The organism is Sphingobium sp. B10D7B (genome assembly GCF_025961955.1).
GTDB lineage: Bacteria > Pseudomonadota > Alphaproteobacteria > Sphingomonadales > Sphingomonadaceae > Sphingobium.
On sequence record NZ_JAOQOQ010000001.1, the window covers coordinates 1236678 to 1254081 of the forward strand.

Sequence of the window (17404 nt, forward strand, 5' to 3'; positions counted from 1 at the left end):
AATTTCCGAGCAGGGCGGAGGCGTGTGCGGATTATGCTGCGCAATATTGTCATGCCGCCTGCAGCCGCTCGACCTGGTGGATGCGTGTCTCGTTGCCAACCACCGCGACGACTTCCACCGCCTTGCCGTCCGGGATTTCCAGGAAGGAGAGCACCGGAACGTCGGGTAGATGCGGGCGGAACAGGCGGGAGAGGGCGCGACGCGCCACCGGTGAGGTCACGATCGCAAAGTTGCGAGCCTGTGCCATGAGCGGACGGGCCGCCTCGCTAACCTGTTCGATCAGGCGCTGGGCCAGCGCCGGCTCGATGGGGTGATGCGCATCGGCGCCGACGCGCATAGCCTGGGCAAGCAGGCCCTCCAGTTCCCCATCCAGCGTGAGCACCGGCAGCGGCGCATTCACCGGCACGATGCTCTGGATGATTAGCGAGCCGATCCGCTGGCGCACCGCCTCGATGAGCGCGTCGGTGGACATGTCGGGCCGCGCGACGATCACCATGGCCTCGGCAATCCGGCGGAAATCCTTGAGCGGAATGCCCTCGACCAGCAGCCCGCGGCACAGCGCGGCGATCTGGGCGAGGCTCAGCGGATTGGGTGTCAGGCCATCGACAAGTTGCGGCGTCACTTCGCGCAGCGTGTCGAGCAGCTTCTTGGCCTCGTCCATGCCGAACAGCTCAGCGGCGTTCTGCAGGATGAGATGATTGATATGCGTCGCGATCACCGTCGAGGGGTCGACGACGGTATAGCCGGAGACGACCGCTTCGCTGCGCCGCTCCATAGGAATCCACACCGCGTCGAGCCCGAACGTCGGGTCCTGCGCGGCGCGACCCTCGATCCGCTGGGTGATGTCGCCGCTGTCGAGCGCCAGCAGGCTATCGGGGAAAATCTCGTCCTCACCAACCACCACACCGGCGATGGTGATGCGATACTGGTTCGGGCCGAGCGCGAGATTGTCCTTCACCCGGATCATCGGCACCACAAAGCCCAGTTCGCGCGAGAGCTGGCGGCGAATGCCGGTGATCCGGCCGATCAGCGGCGCCTCCTTGCGCTCGTCGACCAGGGAGATCAGGCCATAGCCGATCTCCAGGCCGAGCGCGGCGCCGTCGGAGACGTCGCTCCACTCGATGTGTGCAGGATTTTCAACCACCGCCGGTTCCGCCGGCGCCTCGCTGCGGGCCTTGGCGGCCTTGCGCAGTTTCCACGCGATGAACCAGGCGAGGCCGGCAGCAGGCAGGATGATGAGGTGCGGCATGCCCGGCACGATGCCGAGCACGGTGAGAATGCCGGCGACCGGAACCCAGGCGCGGCTGTGGCCGAACTGGCTGGAAATCTGGCCGGAGAGGTCATGCTCGGACGTGACACGGGTGACGATCGCGGCTGCGGCGATGGAGAGCAGCAGCGCCGGCACCTGCGCCACGAGCGCATCGCCGATGGCCAGCAGGATGTAGGTCTGCGCGGCTTGCCCGATGGAGAGATCATGGCTGACCAGACCCAGGGTAATGCCGCCGAGGATATTGATGACGAGGATCAGCACGCCGGCGACGGCGTCGCCCTTCACGAACTTGGAAGCACCGTCCATGGAGCCATAGAAGTCGGCTTCTGTCGCGACCTCCTGCCGGCGGACCTTGGCTTGCTCGGCGGTCAGCAGGCCGGCGTTGAGATCGGCATCAATGGCCATCTGCTTGCCGGGCAAGGCGTCGAGAGTGAAGCGGGCGGAGACTTCCGACACGCGGCCCGCGCCCTTGGTGATCACCACCAGGTTGATGATCATCAGGATCGCGAACACGAAGATACCGACGACATAATCGCCGCCGATCATGAAATTGCCGAACGCCTCGATCACATGGCCGGCCGCGTCCGATCCATTATGGCCGTTGACCAGCACAATGCGCGTCGAGGCGACGTTGAGCGCGAGGCGCAGCAGCGTGGCGAGCAGCAGCACGGTCGGAAAGCTGGAGAAATCGAGCGGTTTGGCGGCGTTCAGCGCGATCATCAGCACCGCAAGGCTGATCATGATGTTGCCGACGAAGCCGATATCCAGCAGCAGCACCGGCACCGGCACCACCATGAACATGACGAGCAGCAGGATGGCGAAGGGGAGGGCTGCCCCGCGCGCCGAGTTCTTCCAGATGCTGCCGTTGATGTCGTTGCGCGTCATGGCTGGCGATTACCTTCCGAGGGTGGCGAGCATGAGGTAGGCAAGCCGCGCGGTTTCGGCGCGCGGTGCGAATTCGGGATAGGGCTGCTTTTCGCTCAGTGTCTGGTTCATCGTCAGCCGCTCCTGCGCAATGCGGACATAGTCGGCGGGCATCACGGTCTGCGTGCCGTCCATCGCCATATCGCTCGCCGCACTGCCGGCGGCCTGGCCGCCCGCCGCCAGCTTCTGCGCGAAGCTCGCGCGGATGTCCGTCAGGCTACGGGCATTGCCCTGCCGGTCGAAGAACACCGAGGCATTGGCCCGCGCGGCGGCGGGAAACAGAGCGGCGCCGGAGGCATCGGGTGCCTGCGCCATGGTCGTGAGGAATTTCGCGGCGCCGCCTGCCCCCAGAAAATGGGCGAGGTAGAGATCGACCGCTTCGGCCGGCCGGCCGATCCGCTCTTCAAGATAGGCGCGATTGTCGGTGGCCAGCTCGGCCGCCATGATCGATGCCGTCTCGGGATGATTGCGCAGGTCGAGGATCTGCTGTCGCAGCGTCGGGTCCGAAACCACGTACCGCCCGCTCGCCGTGCGCTCAATGGCGTTGGACGCCCAGTCCATGCCATATTTCGCGCCATGGTCGTTGACGATGGAGAGCCAGCTCTGGTCGATGAACTGGTAGAGGCCTGCCGCACTGGAGGTGCGCGCGCGCGCCGTCGGGTTCAGCGCGCTTTCCACATGCGCCTGGCTCATCAGATAATTGAAATCCACACCGGTGCGACTGCTGGCCTTGGCAATGGCCTGCGTCACCCTGGCGGCATTGCTGCCCTGGGCCGAGTTGGTGGTCAGTCCATTCACGGACATGGCGACTAATGATCTCCCGTTGGTACCGAGGATCAAAAAGCAAGATGCGTGCCAGAATTGGTTAACGGCGGATCGGGGCTTTTGGGACGATCAGACGCGCGGCGACACGCCCACAGGGCGCAGCGGGCTTAGCGTGAAAGTCGGGATATCCGGGTCGAGCCGAAGCTCAGCCGGCGCGCTGGTACAGCGGCTGGGGCACGTCCAGATCGCGATCGGCGATCGCGCCGTGCATCTGCGTGGTCATATCGCCGAGCAGACAGGCGAGCATCCGCGAAGAATCCAGCTCCTCGATCAGGTCGCTAAACCGCGCCTTGATCGCTGGATCGCGCTCCCAGGTCTCGATGGATTTGATCGCATCGAGCGATATGCGGAACAGGTCCATTGCCGTTTCGATGGCCTGCGGGTCGGCGCTTTGCATGGCGACCCGGAGCGAACCAGTCGCGGCCGCGAAATTCTCGATGATGGACAGGTTCATTTGGGGCACGTTCAGGCGCGCAGATGAGGAAGATCGAGGTCGATCATGCGATCGGCGATCTTGTCGGCATCGACCGGATATTGGCCCGAAGCAATGGCCTGCTTGACGCGGTTGATCCGGTCCATGTCCACCGGGGCGCCCTGCGCGGCCATGCGCGCGGCGGGGGTGGCTGCCGTTTCCGCCGCTTTCGCGGGCGCGGGCTCGGCGCTGACTGGCGCAGCGGAGCGGGCTTGTGCAGCTTCGCGCAGCTTGGCTGCCTCTACTGCCGCGCTCGTCGCCTGGCCAACAGACTTGATCATTCCAACGTCCTTTCTGTCCAATCCGTACTATAAACGGATCAGTTCAGGAAAGTTTAAATGCCGGGAACACGAACAACACCCGTCCGCTCGACACGGGCCATGACAGGTGTTGCGCGCGGTTCTTCGCGCACGCGGATCAGCGCGCCGGGCGCGCCGTCCTCATCCGCGATCATCATGCGGGAAATGCTGAAGCTCTCATTGCCCGCGACCAGCTGAACCGGGTCGCCCTTCTTGACGACCGCCGCGCTGTTTGTGGCCTCGGAAAAGCGGCCGTTTTGCTGCGGATTGCCGGCCTGCCGGGTAACCAGCAACGGCACGCGGATGCGCCAGCCGAGGCTGGGGCAGGCGACCGTCGCGGCGTTCATCTGCGGGGTTTCGACCGTCGGCGTCTGCGGGCAGGGTGCCAGTTTCAGGCGGCGATCGATGGGCGCCAGTGGGCCGCCCGGCTGGCCGAGATTGGCGCCCAGGCTGGCTGCTACCAGGCTATCCAGCCGGTCCAGATTCTCGAAACTCTGCGCCTTTGCCGGCGCGTGGATGCTGGTAAGCGCGATCGCGCCGAGCAGCAGGGCTGCGATGAGGGCAGCGCGCTTGGGGAAGGTCAGGCGTTCAATCGTCACGTCACTTGCTCCGATGCATGGTCGGAACAAACACAGCAAGGTCCGTGCCAGACGCATGTTACCGGTCGGTTTCGGCCAGTTCGGTGATCCTGATCGTCTGCTTGCCGGGTGCGCTGCCATCAGCGCGTTCGGCGAGGCCTGCGATCCGCAGGCGCTTTTCCGGCACTCCGGCGGCGACCAGTGTTCGGGCGACGGCGCCGAGGCGCGCTGCCGCCAGATCCCAGGCGTCGAAGCGATGATCGCCGGAGTCGAGGCCAATCGACTGAATTCGCACGATCTTGTTCTCGTGCATGATGGGTTCTGCCGCTTTCAGCAGAGCGGCGCGACCGGCGGGGTTGAGCAGAGCCTCGCCCGGCTCGAACAGTTCTTGCGCGACGAGATCGGCTTGGCGCGGCGCCTCGAACGCGCCGAAATAGCTGCCAATCCCGGCCAGGGCCGTCTCACGCGTGGTCTGGTTGGACTGCAGCAGCGCGAAGAAGGCGAGCAGCAGCAGGCACAGGTCCGCGAAGCTCAGCGCCCAGCGCGCGCGGTTTTGGCGCGGCTGCGCAGACATCAGGCGACCTCGCGAATGCTGGCACGCTGGAACGGATTGGCTTCCCGGCGGGCGATGGCGATCATCCGATCGGCCATGGCCTGCTGCCAGCCAATCTCCCGCTCGGAGAGTGCGGACAGGCGGTTGGCGATGGGCCCGGCGATGGCGTTGGCGAGGATCAGGCCGTGCAATGTGGTCATCAACGCCAGCGCCATGAACGGGCCGATCGCTGCGGGGTCGCTCATCTGCGCAAACATGCCGATCAGGCCGACGATCGTGCCTGCCATGCCGACGGCCGGCGCGGCATCGGCCAGCGCATTCCAGAAGGCGATGACCCGCCCGTGACGGGCACCGCGATCATGGATCGCCTGATGGACCCAGAGCGCGAAATGCTCGGCGTCCGCGGCATTGGCGAGGGTGGTGAGGGTCTGGTTGACGAAGGGGTGAGTGCTTTCCAGCCGGTCGGCGCGGGCTAGGCCCTTGAGCTGCGCGACGGCCTCGACCTTGAACAGCAGCGCGCGGGCATTGTCGCGTTCATCATCCGGGCGCGCGGTCAGCAGCGGGCGCAGAGAGGAGAGCGCGCGAAAAGCCGTGCCGAAGCCGACCTGCGCCAGTGCGATCATGATCGCGCCGCCCAGCACCATCAGCAGGGGCAGCGGCGCGAAGACGTGGCCGAGAATATCCAACCCCAGAACATCCGACATGGTCCCGCTCATCCCCCGATGCCGCCGGGCGCACGTGCGCACCGGCAAAACTCTGCCGCTAACCGGCAAAACATTGCCACCCTTGCCGCCCGCCTGCGCAAAAGGCGCGGAAATCCTCATGTCCGCGCGGCCTCAGCCGGCGGCAATTTGGTTTGGCACGGCATTTGCAATCCATACCCGTGGGCATGGGTCGTGCCGGAACCGGACCAGTTTCAACCGGTCAGAACGGATGCGGCCCACGGACTTTTAGGGAAGGCACGAAAAAATGTCGTTCGACGACGCATTGTTCGGCATCCATGGCAAGGCACTGGCGCTGCGCTCGCAGCGGCTGGAGCTGCTTGCCTCCAATATCGCGAACGCCTCGACCCCCGGGTACAAGGCGCGCGACATCGATTTCGAGAAGGCCCTCGCCATCGCCACCAGCCAGCAGGGCTCGGTGACCGGCGCGTTGGAAACGGCGATGGGCTATCGCGTGCCACTGCAGGCGAGCAGCGATGGCAACACCGTCGAGATGTCGACCGAGCAGACGCTCTTTGCGGAGAATGCGGTGAAGTACCGCACCACGCTCTCCTTCCTCGAGGGCCGTCTCAACACCATCACGCGCGCGCTGCGGGGAGAATGAGCATGGATAAGCCCATGAACGTTTTCGACATCGCCGGGCGCGCCATGTCCGCGCAGCTCGTGCGCCTCAACGCCACCGCGTCCAACCTCGCCAATGCCGGCTCGGTCACGGGCAGCGAGGACAAGGCCTATCGCGCGATCCGCCCGGTCTTCTCCACCGTGGTCGAGAAGCCCGGCGTCGCCACGGTCAAGGTCGATAACGTCGTGACCTCCGACACGCCCGCCACCAAGCGGCACGAGCCCGGCCATCCGCTAGCCGATGCCAATGGCGATGTGTGGGAAGCCGGCGTCGATACCAGCGCCGAGCTCGTCGAAATGGTCGAGAGCGCGCGCATGTACCAGAACAATGTGCAGGTCCTCCAGACCGCCAAATCCCTCATCCTCGAAACAATCAGGCTCGGCAAATGACAGTAGTGACGACGACCAGCAGTCCCTGGGCGGTGGATGCAAGCACATCCTTCACCAACCAGAACCTTGCCGAAACCACGGCAAAGTCGAACGCATCGATCGACATGAACGGCTTCCTGACACTGCTGACCAAGCAGATGCAGTATCAGGATCCGTTCCAGCCGATGGACAACAATCAGATGGTTGCCCAGATGGCGCAGATGTCGTCGCTTGCCTCGCAGGCGGAATCGACCTCGCTGCTGACCCAGATCGCCAATTCCGTGTCTGGCTCGCGCCTGTCGGATGCCGCCGGGTGGATCGGCAAGTCGATGCTGGTCGAGAGCAACATCGCCACGCCCGACCGCACCGGCGCTTATGCCGGCGAGATCGCGCTGGGCGCCGACGCCTCGAACGTATCGATCGATCTGGTCGATGCCAGCGGCAAGGTCGTCCAGAGCTTCGATCTCGGCGCCCAATCCAAGGGCAATGTGCCGTTCTTCTGGGACGGCCGGGACGATGCCGGCAATGTGATTGGCGGGCAGGCGCTGCAGGTCAAGGTGCGCGGCGCGACGCCGGCCGGCATCGCGACCTGGGCCAGCATCGCCGCCGTCCAGTCCCCCGCGAGCGGCGGAAACGCCCAGCTCATGACCGCCCTCGGCAATTTCTCGCCCGAAGACGCGCTGCGTCTCGGCTGATCCCTGAACTTCACAAGGAGCATCCACCATGTCCTTCTACATTTCGCTTTCCGGCCTCAAGGGCGCCCAGACCGACCTCGGGGTCGTCGCCAACAATGTCGCCAACGTGTCCTCGCTCGCCTTCAAGAAGAGCAAGGCAACCTTCGGCGACATTTATGCGAGTGGCGGCGTCGGCGCGGGCGGCAATGGCGTCCGTCTCGTCGATGTGAAGCAGCAGTTCACGCAGGGCACGCTGGAGACGACCGACAAGACGCTGGATCTGGCCGTCACCGGCGAAGGCTTCTTCACCGTCAAGAGCGCCTCGCCTGACCAGACGATCAGCTACACCCGCGCCGGTGCCTTCACGATGGACAAGAACCGCTTCATCGTCGATTCCACCGGTGCCCGCCTGCAGGTGCTGCCGACCAACGCGACCGGCGATGGCACGCCGACCAGCACGGCGGCCGGCGATCTCTCCGATCTGGAAATCCCCAGCGCCCATCCGGACGATGCCAGCATTCCGCTCACCGCCATCGCGATCTCGGCCACGGGCGTCGTCAGCGCGACCTTCGGCGATGGCTCGGTGCGTAACCTCGGCGTCGTGGCCATGGCCTCATTTCCCGCGCAGGAAGAGCTGCGGCAGATGGGGGATTCGCACTGGATTTCCTCGGGCGACAGCGGCGAGGCGAGCTACAGCGCCGGCAATAGCGGCATGGTCGGCGCTGTCCGCTCGGGCACGCTGGAGCGCTCGAACGTGGACATCACCGAGGAGCTGGTGGCGCTGATCTCCGCGCAGCGCAACTTCCAGGCGAACTCCAAGGCGATCGAGACCGCCACCGCCATGACCCAGACCATCATCAACATGCGGACCTGATCGCGAAGATCGACCGGACCCGGAGCTGAACCATGGATCGTCTCACCACCATTGCCCGCACCGCGATGCGCGGCACGATGGCTCGCCAGGCGGCGGTCGCGAACAATCTCGCGAACGTCAACACCAGCGGCTTTCGCGCCGAGATCGCCAACGCCTCGACCCGCTGGGTCGGCGGCGGCGCGTTCCAGAGCCGCGCGGAGCAGGTGGGGCAGGTCATCGCGGCGGACATGAAGGCCGGCACGGCGGTGCAGACCGGCAATACGCTCGACATCGCGGTGGATGGCGAGGCCCTCATCGCGGTGCAGGCCAATGACGGGTCGGAAGCCTATACAAGGCGCGGCGACCTGCGCCTGAACGAGAGCGGCCTGCTGACCACGGGCGATGGCTATCCGGTGCTTGGGGAGGGCGGCCCGATCACCCTGCCGCCCGCCGATAGCGTCAACATTGCCAAGGATGGCAGCATCTGGATCGTCCCGCAGGGCGGCCAGATCGATCAGCCGCAGCAGGTCGATGTCATCAAGCTGGTGAACGCCAAGGGATCGACGATCGCCAAGTCCACCGACACGCTGTTCCGCGAAGTGAATGGCGGCGCCTTGCCGCAAGACCCGATGGCGACCGTGACCAGCGGCGCTCTCGAAGGCTCGAACGTGAATGCCACCACGGCGCTTGTCCAGATGATCGAGGCGAGCCGCGCGTGGGAAAACCAGATCAAGATGATCGACACCGCCAAGGAGATCGACTCCGGCGGCGCGAGCCTCATGCGGCTCGACTGACGGACAGATAGGGGACCAGACCAATGACCAGCAGCGCACTTCATGTCGCCCGCACCGGCCTTGACGCACAGGACGTCAAGATGCGCGTCATCGCCAACAACCTGGCGAACGTGAACACGGTCGGCTTCAAGCGCGACCGCGCCAATTTCGAGACGCTGGCCTATCAGCAGGTGATTGCGGCGGGCACGCAGGCGGACAGTCAGAACCGGCTCGCCATCGGCCTCAACCTCGGCACCGGCGTGCAACTCACCGGCACCGAGCGTATCGATACGCAGGGCACGATGAACACCACCGGCAACACCTATGATCTCGCGATCGAGGGGGCCGGCTTCTTCCAACTCCAGCAGCCCGACGGCACGATCGCCTATACCCGGGCTGGCAATTTCAAGACCAATGCGGAAGGCCTGCTGGTCTCGCCGGATGGTCTGCCGCTGGTGCCGCAGATCCAGCTTCCCGAGGGCGTGAGTGCCGTCACCATCGGCAATGACGGGACCGTCTCGGCGACCGTCGCCGGTCAAAAGGAGCCGGTCGAGCTTGGCGCGATCGAAACCGCGCGGTTCGTCAATCCCGCTGGCCTGCAGGCTGTCGGTGGCAACCTGCTGCTGGAGACGGCGGCATCCGGCGCGCCGCAGGTAGGCGCTGCAGGCCTCGAAGGCCGCGGCACCATCCGCCAAGGCGCGCTCGAACAATCGAACGTCAACACCGTCGAGGAGTTGGTCACGATGATTGAGACCCAGCGCGCCTATGAGATCGCCTCCAAGATGATCAAGGCGACCGACGAGATGCTCCAGTACGTCAACCAGCAGCTTTGAGCATGATCATGCAGTATCGCCGCGTCTCCATCCTGATCCTTGCCCTCACGGCGACCAGCCTCGCTGCACCGGCCTCTGCCGGTCTGTTCGGCAAGAAGCAGGAGCCGCTCGAAAACCCGGCCTATCAGGTCACCTATCCGGGCGATGCGGGCAGCGCCGCGCCGGTGCGGCCCAATGGCGGCATCTTTCAGGCCTCGGCCGGCTATTCCGCGCTGACCAACGGCGCGCGGGCAGCAAGCGTGGGCGATGTCATCACCATCCTCCTCGTCGAGCGGACGCAGGCGAGCAAGAGCACCAGCGCCAACACCAACCGCGCCGGGAGCATCGGCCTCACGCCACCCAGCACGGGGCCGTTCAGCAAGCTGTTCAGCGGTAGCGACATTGCCTCGGGCGGCACGCAAGGCTTCACCGGCAAGGGCGACGCCGCGCAGTCGAACGCGCTCTCCGGCGAAATCACCGTCACCATCGCGCGGGTCTATCCCAATGGCACGATGCTGGTGCGCGGGCAGAAGGCGCTGACACTCAATCGCGGCGACGAATATGTCCAGATCTCCGGCCTCGTCCGGCAGGCGGACATCGGGCCCGACAACCGCATTCTCTCGACGCGCGTCGCCGATGCGCGGATCACCTACACCGGCAAGGGAGAAATCGCCCGCGCCAGCCGTCAGGGCTGGCTGCAGCGCTTCTTCTCCATGATCAGCCCGTTCTGATGGAGCTTTCAGCCATGATCAGGCCTTATCCCTCCTTGCTCCGTCGGCTGGTCGTCTCCCTCGCCCTGCTGGCGTTCGGGCTCTGCCTCATGATCGCCACCTCGGCCCATGCCCAGCGCATCAAGGACATCGGCACCTTCGAGGGGCTGCGGTCCAACCAGCTTGTCGGCTATGGCGTTGTGGTCGGCCTCGCCGGCACGGGCGATGACAGCCTCGATTATGCGACACAGGGCGTGAAGGGCGTGATCTCGCGCTTCGGCCTCACTTTGCCGCCGGGCGTCAACCCCTCGCTCAAGAATGCCGCAGCCGTGCTGGTGACGGCGGAATTGCCGGCCTTCGCCAAGCCCGGCCAGCGGCTGGACGTGACCGTCTCCGCGCTCGGCAAGGCCAAGTCGCTGCGCGGCGGCACGCTGGTGCTGACCCCAATGCGCGGCGCCGATGGCGAGATCTATGCGATGGCGCAGGGCAATATGGCCGTCGGCGGCTTCGGCGTCTCCGGTGCCGATGGCTCGCAGCTTTCCGTCAACGTGCCTTCAGCCGGCCGCATCCCCTCGGGGGCCTCTGTCGAGCGCGCCGTGGCCACCGGGTTCGAGACTAGCCCGACGATCAATTTCAACCTCGCGGAGGCGGACGTGACGACCGCGCTGCGGGTGGCCGACGCGATCAACCTCGCGTTCGGCGACCAGCGCGCCCGTGCCGTGGATGGCGTCTCCATCGCCATCGATGCCCCGCCGGGTGCCGAGAGCCGCGTCATGATGATGGGCCTCATCGAGAATATCCAGGTCAAGCCCGCCGATCCGCCGGCCAAGGTGATCGTCAACGCGCGCAGCGGCACGGTGGTCATCAACGGCAATGTGCAGATCACCCCGGCCGCGGTGAGCCATGGCAAGCTGACCGTGACCGTGACGGAAGCGCCGCGCATCGTGCAGCCTGCGCCGCTCTCGCGCGGGGTGACGGCGGTGGAGGAATCCAGCCAGCTTTCCGCCCATGAGGAAAAGAATCCGATGTTCCTGTTTAAAGGTGGCGCGTCTCTGGCCGATATAGTCAAGGCGGTGAATGCCGTGGGTGCCTCCCCCTCGGACCTTCTCGAGATCCTGAGCGCGCTCAAGCAGGCCGGCGCCATGCGGGCGGAGCTGGAGGTGATATGACACAGGTCTCAGGGATCGGCTCCGGTCAGGCGGCCTTAGCCGCCGCCACGCAGGGCGCGCAGGCGCAAGCCCCGACGTCGCCAAAGGCCAACGACGATCACGCCGCATTGCAGAAGGCCGCCAAGGCATTCGAGGCCGTGTTCACCCGCCAGCTCCTCTCCTCCATGCGCCAAGCGAGTCTGGGCGAAGAGATTGGCGGCGGCAGCGGGCTCGACCAGTTCCGCGAGATGCAGGACGCGCATATGGCTGAGGGGCTCGCCACCAAGGGCGGCCTTGGCATTGCCGAACTGATCCTCCAGCAGCTTGACCATAAACCGTGAGCAGCGATCTTCTCCAGATCGGCGCTTCCGGCACGCGCGCCTATCAGGCTGCGATGGGAGCGATTGCCGACAATATCGCCAACGCGGAGACGCCCGGCTACAGCCGCCGGACGATTGCGCTCAGCGAGTCCGCCGCCGGCAATTCGCCGATGCTGCTCTACAAATCGAGCGCCTCCTTCTACGGCGTGCAGATCGGCGGCGTGGTGCGCGCATCCGACCAATATCTGGAAGCGGCAGCGCGTCAGACGACCAATGCGCTGGGCAGCGTCAATCAGCGCGCCCGCTGGATGTCGGACATCCAGACCGCCCTCAACGATGGCGAACTGGGCGTTGGCCAGCGCTTCACCGGCATGTTCGCGGCGGTGGAGCGGCTCGCCTCCAACCCCACAGACACGACGCTACAGGCGGATGTGCTGTTCTCGTTCGAGCAGATCAATGCTGCATTTCAGCAGAGCCACAATGATCTGGTCTCGATCCGCAGTTCGATCGGCAACACGGCCACCAACGAGGTGGATTCGCTCAATGACGCGTTGCGCCAGCTCGGCAATGCCAATGAAGGCCTGCGCCGCGTGCCCGAGGGGACGGCCAGCCATGCGAGCCTGCTGGATTCGCGCGATCAGGCCCTGAGCGAGATTGCCGAGAGGCTGAACGTGACGGTGACCTTCGGCGCCAATGGCGTCGCGAACATCAGTTACGGCAGCGAGACGCTCGTCGAGAACAATCAGGTGAAGACCCTGACGGTCAGTCAGGCCGCCGATGGCATTTTGAGCTTCGGGCTGGCGGACGGCACGGCGATTGCTACCCCGACAGGCGGCGCGCTAGGCGGCATCGCCACCAGTGCCGGCATTGTGCGGGATAGGATCGACGCGCTGGACGACCTCGCGAGCCGCTATGTGAGCGAAATGAATGATTGGCACACCAGCGGTTATTCATCGCCCGGTGTCGCGGGTCAGACACTGCTGAGCATGGGGGCGGATGCCAGCTCGCTCTCGGTGCTGGTCAGCTCGCCGGCTCTGGTCGCGCGGTTCTCCGCCGATGGCACCGCAAACGGCAATCTGTTGGCCATGACCGCCCTGCGCGGCAGCGGGTCCATCGAGGATGAATGGACCGGCATCATTGCGACCCATGGCAGCATCGCCAACAGCACGACCAAAGAGCAGACCGCGGCCGAGAGCCGCAACACCATGGCGCAGCAGGCACGCGCCGATGTGGCCGGCATCAATCTCGACCGGGAAGCGGCCGAATTGATCCGGCTGCAGCAGGCCTACCAGGCATCGTCCCGCGTGATCCAGGTCGCGCGGGAAATGTTCCAGACACTGATTTCCGCATTCTGACGCAATAAGGGCGATCCATCATGGTTTTCATCACCACGCAGTCCATCACGGCTGAGATTACCCGCCAGCAGCGGCTCGCTGCGGATATTGCGGGCGAGCAGACCAAGATTTCGACGACCAAGAAGATCAACCAGCCCTCGGACAATCCGCATGACTGGGTGCAGATCTCGCAGGTCGGGCGGCGCCAGTCGATCAACGCGGCGTGGAAGGGCAATCTGACCTTCGCCGAATCCCGCGCGACGCAGGCCAGCACCAATCTCAATGAGGTCAACAATCTTATGACGCGCGTGACCGAGTTGATCGTCACGTCCACCTCGACCGCCGACGGATCGACCGGGCGCGAGGCGGTGGCCAAGGAACTGGAAGGCATTCGCGCCACGATCAACGATCTCCTCAATCAGACCGATTATCAGGGCACGCCGGTCTTCGATCATCCCAGCGCCGTGCTGATTCCTCTGGGCGCAGGGCTGAACGTGGAAGCCGTGCCGACCCGCGCGAGCATCATGGAGAATGCGGTGGGCAGCCGGTCGATCGATCAGGTGATCTCCGACATCATCAATGTGGTGCGCACCGGCACGGAGGCAGACCGCTCCGCTGCCCTGCAGGATGCCCGCACCGCGCTCGATCATGTCATTGTCGCCCAGTCCGTGCAGGGCGTTCGCTCGCAGCGGCTGGAAGACATTGGCGGCCGGCTCACCAATTCCGATCTGGCGCTGACTGAGCGCCGCTCTGCTCTGGAAGATACGGACATCACCGAGACCAGCGTGAAGCTGCAAAGCAAATTGTTGACGCTGGAAGCCGCGCAACTGGCCTTCGCGCGGATCAATCAAAAGTCGCTATTCGATCTTTTCTGATCCTGTTCGAAGAGAGGCAAATCTGGCGGTCCGCAGGCTTTTGGCTGCGGGCCGTTTTCTTGTTCGCGCCGGCAGAAATTTCGAAAAATCGTAATCGTCATCTTTCGCTAACCCTGTCGCTAAACCCTGTTTCAGCAGAGCCGTTCTAGGAAGGGATGAAGGGACCAAAAGCAGCTGTGCGCGGTCCCGTTTTATGAACATGCGGGGATCAGAATGTTCGCTGGTATCGGTCTTGTCGTTCTGCTGGTCATGGTCTTCGGGGGCTTCATGCTCACCGGCGGCGCCATTGGTCCGGTGCTTCATGCGCTTCCGCACGAAATGCTCATCATCGGCGGCGCCGCGGCAGGCGCGCTGATCATCGGCAATAGCGGCGCGGACTTGAAGGCGCTGGCCGGCGGCGTGATGACCGTGTTCAAGGGCCCCAAGTTCAAGAAGCAGGACTATCTCGACTGCATCTTCCTCGTCAGCAAGCTGATGAAGACGCTACGGGTCGAAGGCCCCGTCGCGCTCGAACCGCATATCGAAGACCCCAAATCCTCTGCGATTTTCGCCGAGTATCCCCGGCTGATGGCGGACAGCGCGCTCATCCACCTCATCTGCGATACGCTGCGGCTGGTGGTCGTCTCATCCGGCACGCTCGATCCGCACGCGGTCGAGGACGTGATGGATAATGCGCTCAAGACCCACCACCATGAGGCGGTTCGTCCTGCCGATAACCTTCAGGGCCTGGCGGACGCACTCCCGGCGCTCGGCATCGTCGCAGCCGTGCTCGGCGTGGTCAAGACCATGGGCTCGATCGACAAGCCGCCGGAAATTCTGGGCGGCATGATCGGCTCGGCGCTCGTCGGTACCTTCCTCGGCGTGTTGCTGGCCTATGGTATGGTCGGGCCGTTCGCCAGTCGCGCCAAGCAGGTGATCGAGGCGGATGGCGCCATGTATCATGTCGTCAAGCAGATCATCATCGCCTCGCTCCACGGCCACCCGCAGCCGCTCGTCATCGAGGCCGCGCGCTCCAACCTCATCCATGCGAACCAGCCGGCCTTTGCCGAAGTGTTCGACGGCATGCGCGGGCGCTGAGGCTAAGCCATGGCATCGGCCGCAAAGAAACCGGTGAACGAGCCTGAACCCAGGCCGATCATCGTCAAGAAGATCATCGATGGCGGCCATGGCGGCCATCATGGCGGCGCCTGGAAGGTGGCCTATGCCGACTTCGTGACGGCGATGATGGCCTTCTTCCTGCTCATGTGGCTGCTCGGCGCGACAACCGAAAAGCAGCGCAAGGGGCTGGCCGACTATTTCACGCCTACACTCGTCCAGATGAAGATGGATAGCGCCGGCTCCAGCGGGATGTTCGGCGGCGACAGCCTCGTCAGCAAGGAAAATTATCCGACGACGGGCGGGCAGGGCAATCTTGCCATCACCATCCCGCGCGACGCCACGGGCACCAAGGATGTCGGCGGCGAGGATCTCAAGAACCAGGATCGCCAGAAGTTCGAGAAGCTCAAGCAGGAGCTGGAGCAGAAGCTCGAGCGCACCGAAGCGCTCCGCAAGCTCCGCAAGCATGTGCGCTTTACCGAGACGCTGGAGGGCCTGCGCATCGATCTGGTGGATGAAGCCGATTTCGCGATGTTCGCCATCGGCACGGACAGGCTTGTGCCGGAAGCCCGCGCATTGCTCTCGCAGGTTGCCGAGGCGGTGTCCGAAGTGCCGAACGATGTGATCGTGCGCGGTCACACCGATGCGCTGCCTTATGCCGCCGGGCGCAACATGAATAACTGGCTGCTCTCGTCATCCCGCGCCGAAGCCACTCGCGCCGTGCTCGCACAGGGCGGCATCGGAGCGGATCGCTTCGCGCGCATCGAAGGCGTGGCGGATCGCGAGCCCTTCGTCGCTGACAACCGCTACGATCCGCGCAACCGGCGCATGTCGGTGATCCTGGCGTGGAGCAAGGACTCTCCCGCCGGGGGGGCGGTCGCTAATGCCGCAGACGCGCAGCCCGCGGCGCCGGCTCCCAAAAGCCCCGAGCAGGCCAAGATCGACCGCCGCATCCTCGTGCGCGACCAGCGCGTCGCTATGGCGGAATCCGAAGTGCGCAAGCTGGACCTCGGCCGAACCGCGCTGCCCCAAGGCGCGACGGTGATCAATGCGGACTCGATTCCCAAGCGCAGTTCCAACACGCCCCCAGGCAAGACCGATCTTACAGCCCGCACGACGGGGCTGATGGACCAGCACTGATGCGGTGAGGGTGCGCTTCACGCCACACGGTTCCGCCCGGTTTGCGATCATGGGTAGAGTGGGACGCGACCGATCGGCAGATCGGTCAAACAAAAAGGGCGCCGGGGACGGCGCTCTTTCAAACAGCTATCCGAAGCGCGGGGAAATCGCTGTGCAGCTTCCCCGGCGGGATCAGGCGAACTGCACTTTGGCACTCTTACGGCGCATCGCTGCCCCTGCCAAACCAAGGCCTGCAATCATCATCGCCCAGGTCGTGGGTTCAGGCACGGGTGCCTGGCTCACGCCTTCCACGCGGAACTGACGCGTGCTCGTCACGCCGGGATTGAACGTGAAAGCAAGGCTGGTGATGCCCGTGCCGCTCAGCGTTAACTGGTTGTTGCCATTGCCAATCGTACAGATGTTGCACGCGGGGCTCGAGAACAGCGCCGAGCCATTGACCAGCAGGTTGAACGTCCCGGTGTCGCCGGCGAAATTGAACGTCACATTGTCCCAGCCCTTGGCGAAGAGGACGCTCAAATCTTCAAGCAGCGGATCGCCATTGATGGTGGCTTCTCCGTTGCCGGTGATGCTCATCGAGCCCGTGCTCGTGCTGAACGTGACACCCGATCCGTCCTGATTGACATAACCGTTCAAGGTCGAGCCAGACTGCGAACCGGACGAATGAACGCCGGTCTGCGCGCCAAACGTACCGGTGGTGAGCGTGAACCCGCTGACCACGACGGCTGCATTGGCAGGCAGAGCCGCAAATGAGGTTCCGCATGCCAGCAGCGCCACTGTCAAAAACTTACCCATGGAAGTGCCCTCTGCATCTCGCAAATCGACAATACCCCAAGCCGATCTGCCTCCCACGACTCAAATGTCGCTGATGCAAACATACCGCTCCTCAGAGGCTGTTTCCATTTTGTTAACTTTGGCTTCCCCGTTGCATCCTGTTCTGGGACATGTTCCCAGCAGGCAGGAATCGGCGTCGATGGCAGGGGCGTCCGGCCATCGCTGACCACCATTTGTCGGTCACCAGTGTGTCCGAGGTCGACGCA

Annotated in this window: 21 protein-coding genes; 13 read left to right on the forward strand and 8 right to left on the reverse strand. The window is 64.6% G+C overall.

Annotated features, from left to right (window positions below; genetic code table 11):
• Positions 1-49: 49 nt before the first annotated feature.
• From flhA to M2331_RS05850, 7 genes are all read right to left on the reverse strand, one after another.
• Positions 50-2155, reverse strand: coding sequence for a flagellar biosynthesis protein FlhA (gene flhA, locus M2331_RS05820; RefSeq protein WP_181559391.1), 2106 nt, complete (start codon positions 2153-2155; stop codon positions 50-52).
• A 9-nt stretch (positions 2156-2164) separates the two neighbouring features.
• Complete coding sequence (locus tag M2331_RS05825; protein ID WP_413716080.1) at positions 2165-2992, reverse strand: transglycosylase SLT domain-containing protein; 828 nt, start codon at positions 2990-2992, stop codon at positions 2165-2167.
• 172 nt (positions 2993-3164) lie between these two features.
• Positions 3165-3473, reverse strand: coding sequence for a hypothetical protein (locus M2331_RS05830; RefSeq protein WP_181559394.1), 309 nt, complete (start codon positions 3471-3473; stop codon positions 3165-3167).
• A gap of 11 nt (positions 3474-3484) precedes the next feature.
• Positions 3485-3772 (reverse strand): flagellar biosynthesis anti-sigma factor FlgM, encoded by a 288-nt coding sequence (flgM, locus tag M2331_RS05835; RefSeq protein WP_181559396.1) that lies wholly within the window; start codon positions 3770-3772, stop codon positions 3485-3487.
• 53 nt (positions 3773-3825) lie between these two features.
• A complete protein-coding gene (locus tag M2331_RS05840) occupies positions 3826-4383 on the reverse strand; it encodes a flagella basal body P-ring formation protein FlgA (RefSeq protein WP_264592436.1) in 558 nt (185 codons plus the stop codon).
• Positions 4384-4447: 64 nt separating this feature from the next.
• Positions 4448-4942 (reverse strand): OmpA family protein, encoded by a 495-nt coding sequence (locus M2331_RS05845; protein WP_181559398.1) that lies wholly within the window; start codon positions 4940-4942, stop codon positions 4448-4450.
• Positions 4942-5625, reverse strand: coding sequence for a motility protein A (locus tag M2331_RS05850; RefSeq protein ID WP_264592307.1), 684 nt, complete (start codon positions 5623-5625; stop codon positions 4942-4944). Before M2331_RS05850 ends, M2331_RS05845 begins: the two co-directional genes overlap by 1 nt.
• Before the next feature lie 265 nt (positions 5626-5890).
• Here M2331_RS05850 and flgB point away from each other — a divergent pair, with 265 nt between their 5' ends.
• The 13 genes from flgB to M2331_RS05915 all read left to right on the forward strand — a co-directional run bounded on the left by flgB (position 5891) and on the right by M2331_RS05915 (position 16367).
• Positions 5891-6247 (forward strand): flagellar basal body rod protein FlgB, encoded by a 357-nt coding sequence (gene flgB / locus M2331_RS05855; RefSeq protein ID WP_181559401.1) that lies wholly within the window; start codon positions 5891-5893, stop codon positions 6245-6247.
• Positions 6248-6261: 14 nt separating this feature from the next.
• A complete protein-coding gene (gene flgC, locus M2331_RS05860) occupies positions 6262-6654 on the forward strand; it encodes a flagellar basal body rod protein FlgC (RefSeq protein WP_264570078.1) in 393 nt (130 codons plus the stop codon).
• A complete protein-coding gene (locus M2331_RS05865; protein ID WP_181559403.1) occupies positions 6651-7328 on the forward strand; it encodes a flagellar hook assembly protein FlgD in 678 nt (225 codons plus the stop codon). Before flgC ends, M2331_RS05865 begins: the two co-directional genes overlap by 4 nt.
• Positions 7329-7356: 28 nt before the next feature.
• A complete protein-coding gene (locus M2331_RS05870; protein WP_181559404.1) occupies positions 7357-8181 on the forward strand; it encodes a flagellar hook-basal body complex protein in 825 nt (274 codons plus the stop codon).
• 32 nt (positions 8182-8213) lie between these two features.
• The gene (flgF, locus tag M2331_RS05875) at positions 8214-8954 is read left to right on the forward strand and encodes a flagellar basal-body rod protein FlgF (RefSeq protein WP_181559406.1); all 741 of its coding nucleotides are present in this window, start codon (positions 8214-8216) and stop codon (positions 8952-8954) included.
• A gap of 23 nt (positions 8955-8977) precedes the next feature.
• Positions 8978-9766 carry a flagellar basal-body rod protein FlgG gene (gene flgG / locus M2331_RS05880; protein WP_181559407.1) on the forward strand — a complete coding sequence of 263 codons (789 nt, stop codon included), beginning with the start codon at positions 8978-8980 and terminating at the stop codon, positions 9764-9766.
• 2 nt (positions 9767-9768) lie between these two features.
• Entirely contained in the window at positions 9769-10476 is a 708-nt protein-coding gene (locus M2331_RS05885; RefSeq protein ID WP_264570081.1) for a flagellar basal body L-ring protein FlgH, read from the forward strand.
• 89 nt (positions 10477-10565) lie between these two features.
• The gene (locus M2331_RS05890; RefSeq protein WP_264574865.1) at positions 10566-11624 is read left to right on the forward strand and encodes a flagellar basal body P-ring protein FlgI; all 1059 of its coding nucleotides are present in this window, start codon (positions 10566-10568) and stop codon (positions 11622-11624) included.
• Positions 11621-11944, forward strand: a complete 324-nt coding sequence (locus M2331_RS05895; protein ID WP_181559410.1) for a rod-binding protein — start codon at positions 11621-11623, stop codon at positions 11942-11944. Before M2331_RS05890 ends, M2331_RS05895 begins: the two co-directional genes overlap by 4 nt.
• The gene (flgK, locus tag M2331_RS05900) at positions 11941-13278 is read left to right on the forward strand and encodes a flagellar hook-associated protein FlgK (protein ID WP_181559411.1); all 1338 of its coding nucleotides are present in this window, start codon (positions 11941-11943) and stop codon (positions 13276-13278) included. The genes M2331_RS05895 and flgK overlap by 4 nt, the downstream gene beginning before the upstream one ends.
• 20 nt (positions 13279-13298) lie before the next feature.
• The gene (locus M2331_RS05905; protein WP_181559412.1) at positions 13299-14132 is read left to right on the forward strand and encodes a flagellin; all 834 of its coding nucleotides are present in this window, start codon (positions 13299-13301) and stop codon (positions 14130-14132) included.
• Positions 14133-14345: 213 nt separating this feature from the next.
• Positions 14346-15209, forward strand: a complete 864-nt coding sequence (gene motA, locus M2331_RS05910; RefSeq protein ID WP_181559413.1) for a flagellar motor stator protein MotA — start codon at positions 14346-14348, stop codon at positions 15207-15209.
• 9 nt (positions 15210-15218) lie between these two features.
• Positions 15219-16367: a flagellar motor protein MotB gene (locus tag M2331_RS05915; RefSeq protein WP_181559414.1), complete on the forward strand. Its 1149-nt coding sequence runs from the start codon at positions 15219-15221 to the stop codon at positions 16365-16367.
• Between the two features lie 171 nt (positions 16368-16538).
• Here the strand turns inward: M2331_RS05915 and M2331_RS05920 are convergent, their stop codons facing one another.
• Complete coding sequence (locus tag M2331_RS05920) at positions 16539-17141, reverse strand: PEPxxWA-CTERM sorting domain-containing protein (RefSeq protein WP_181559415.1); 603 nt, start codon at positions 17139-17141, stop codon at positions 16539-16541.
• Positions 17142-17404 lie beyond the last annotated feature (263 nt).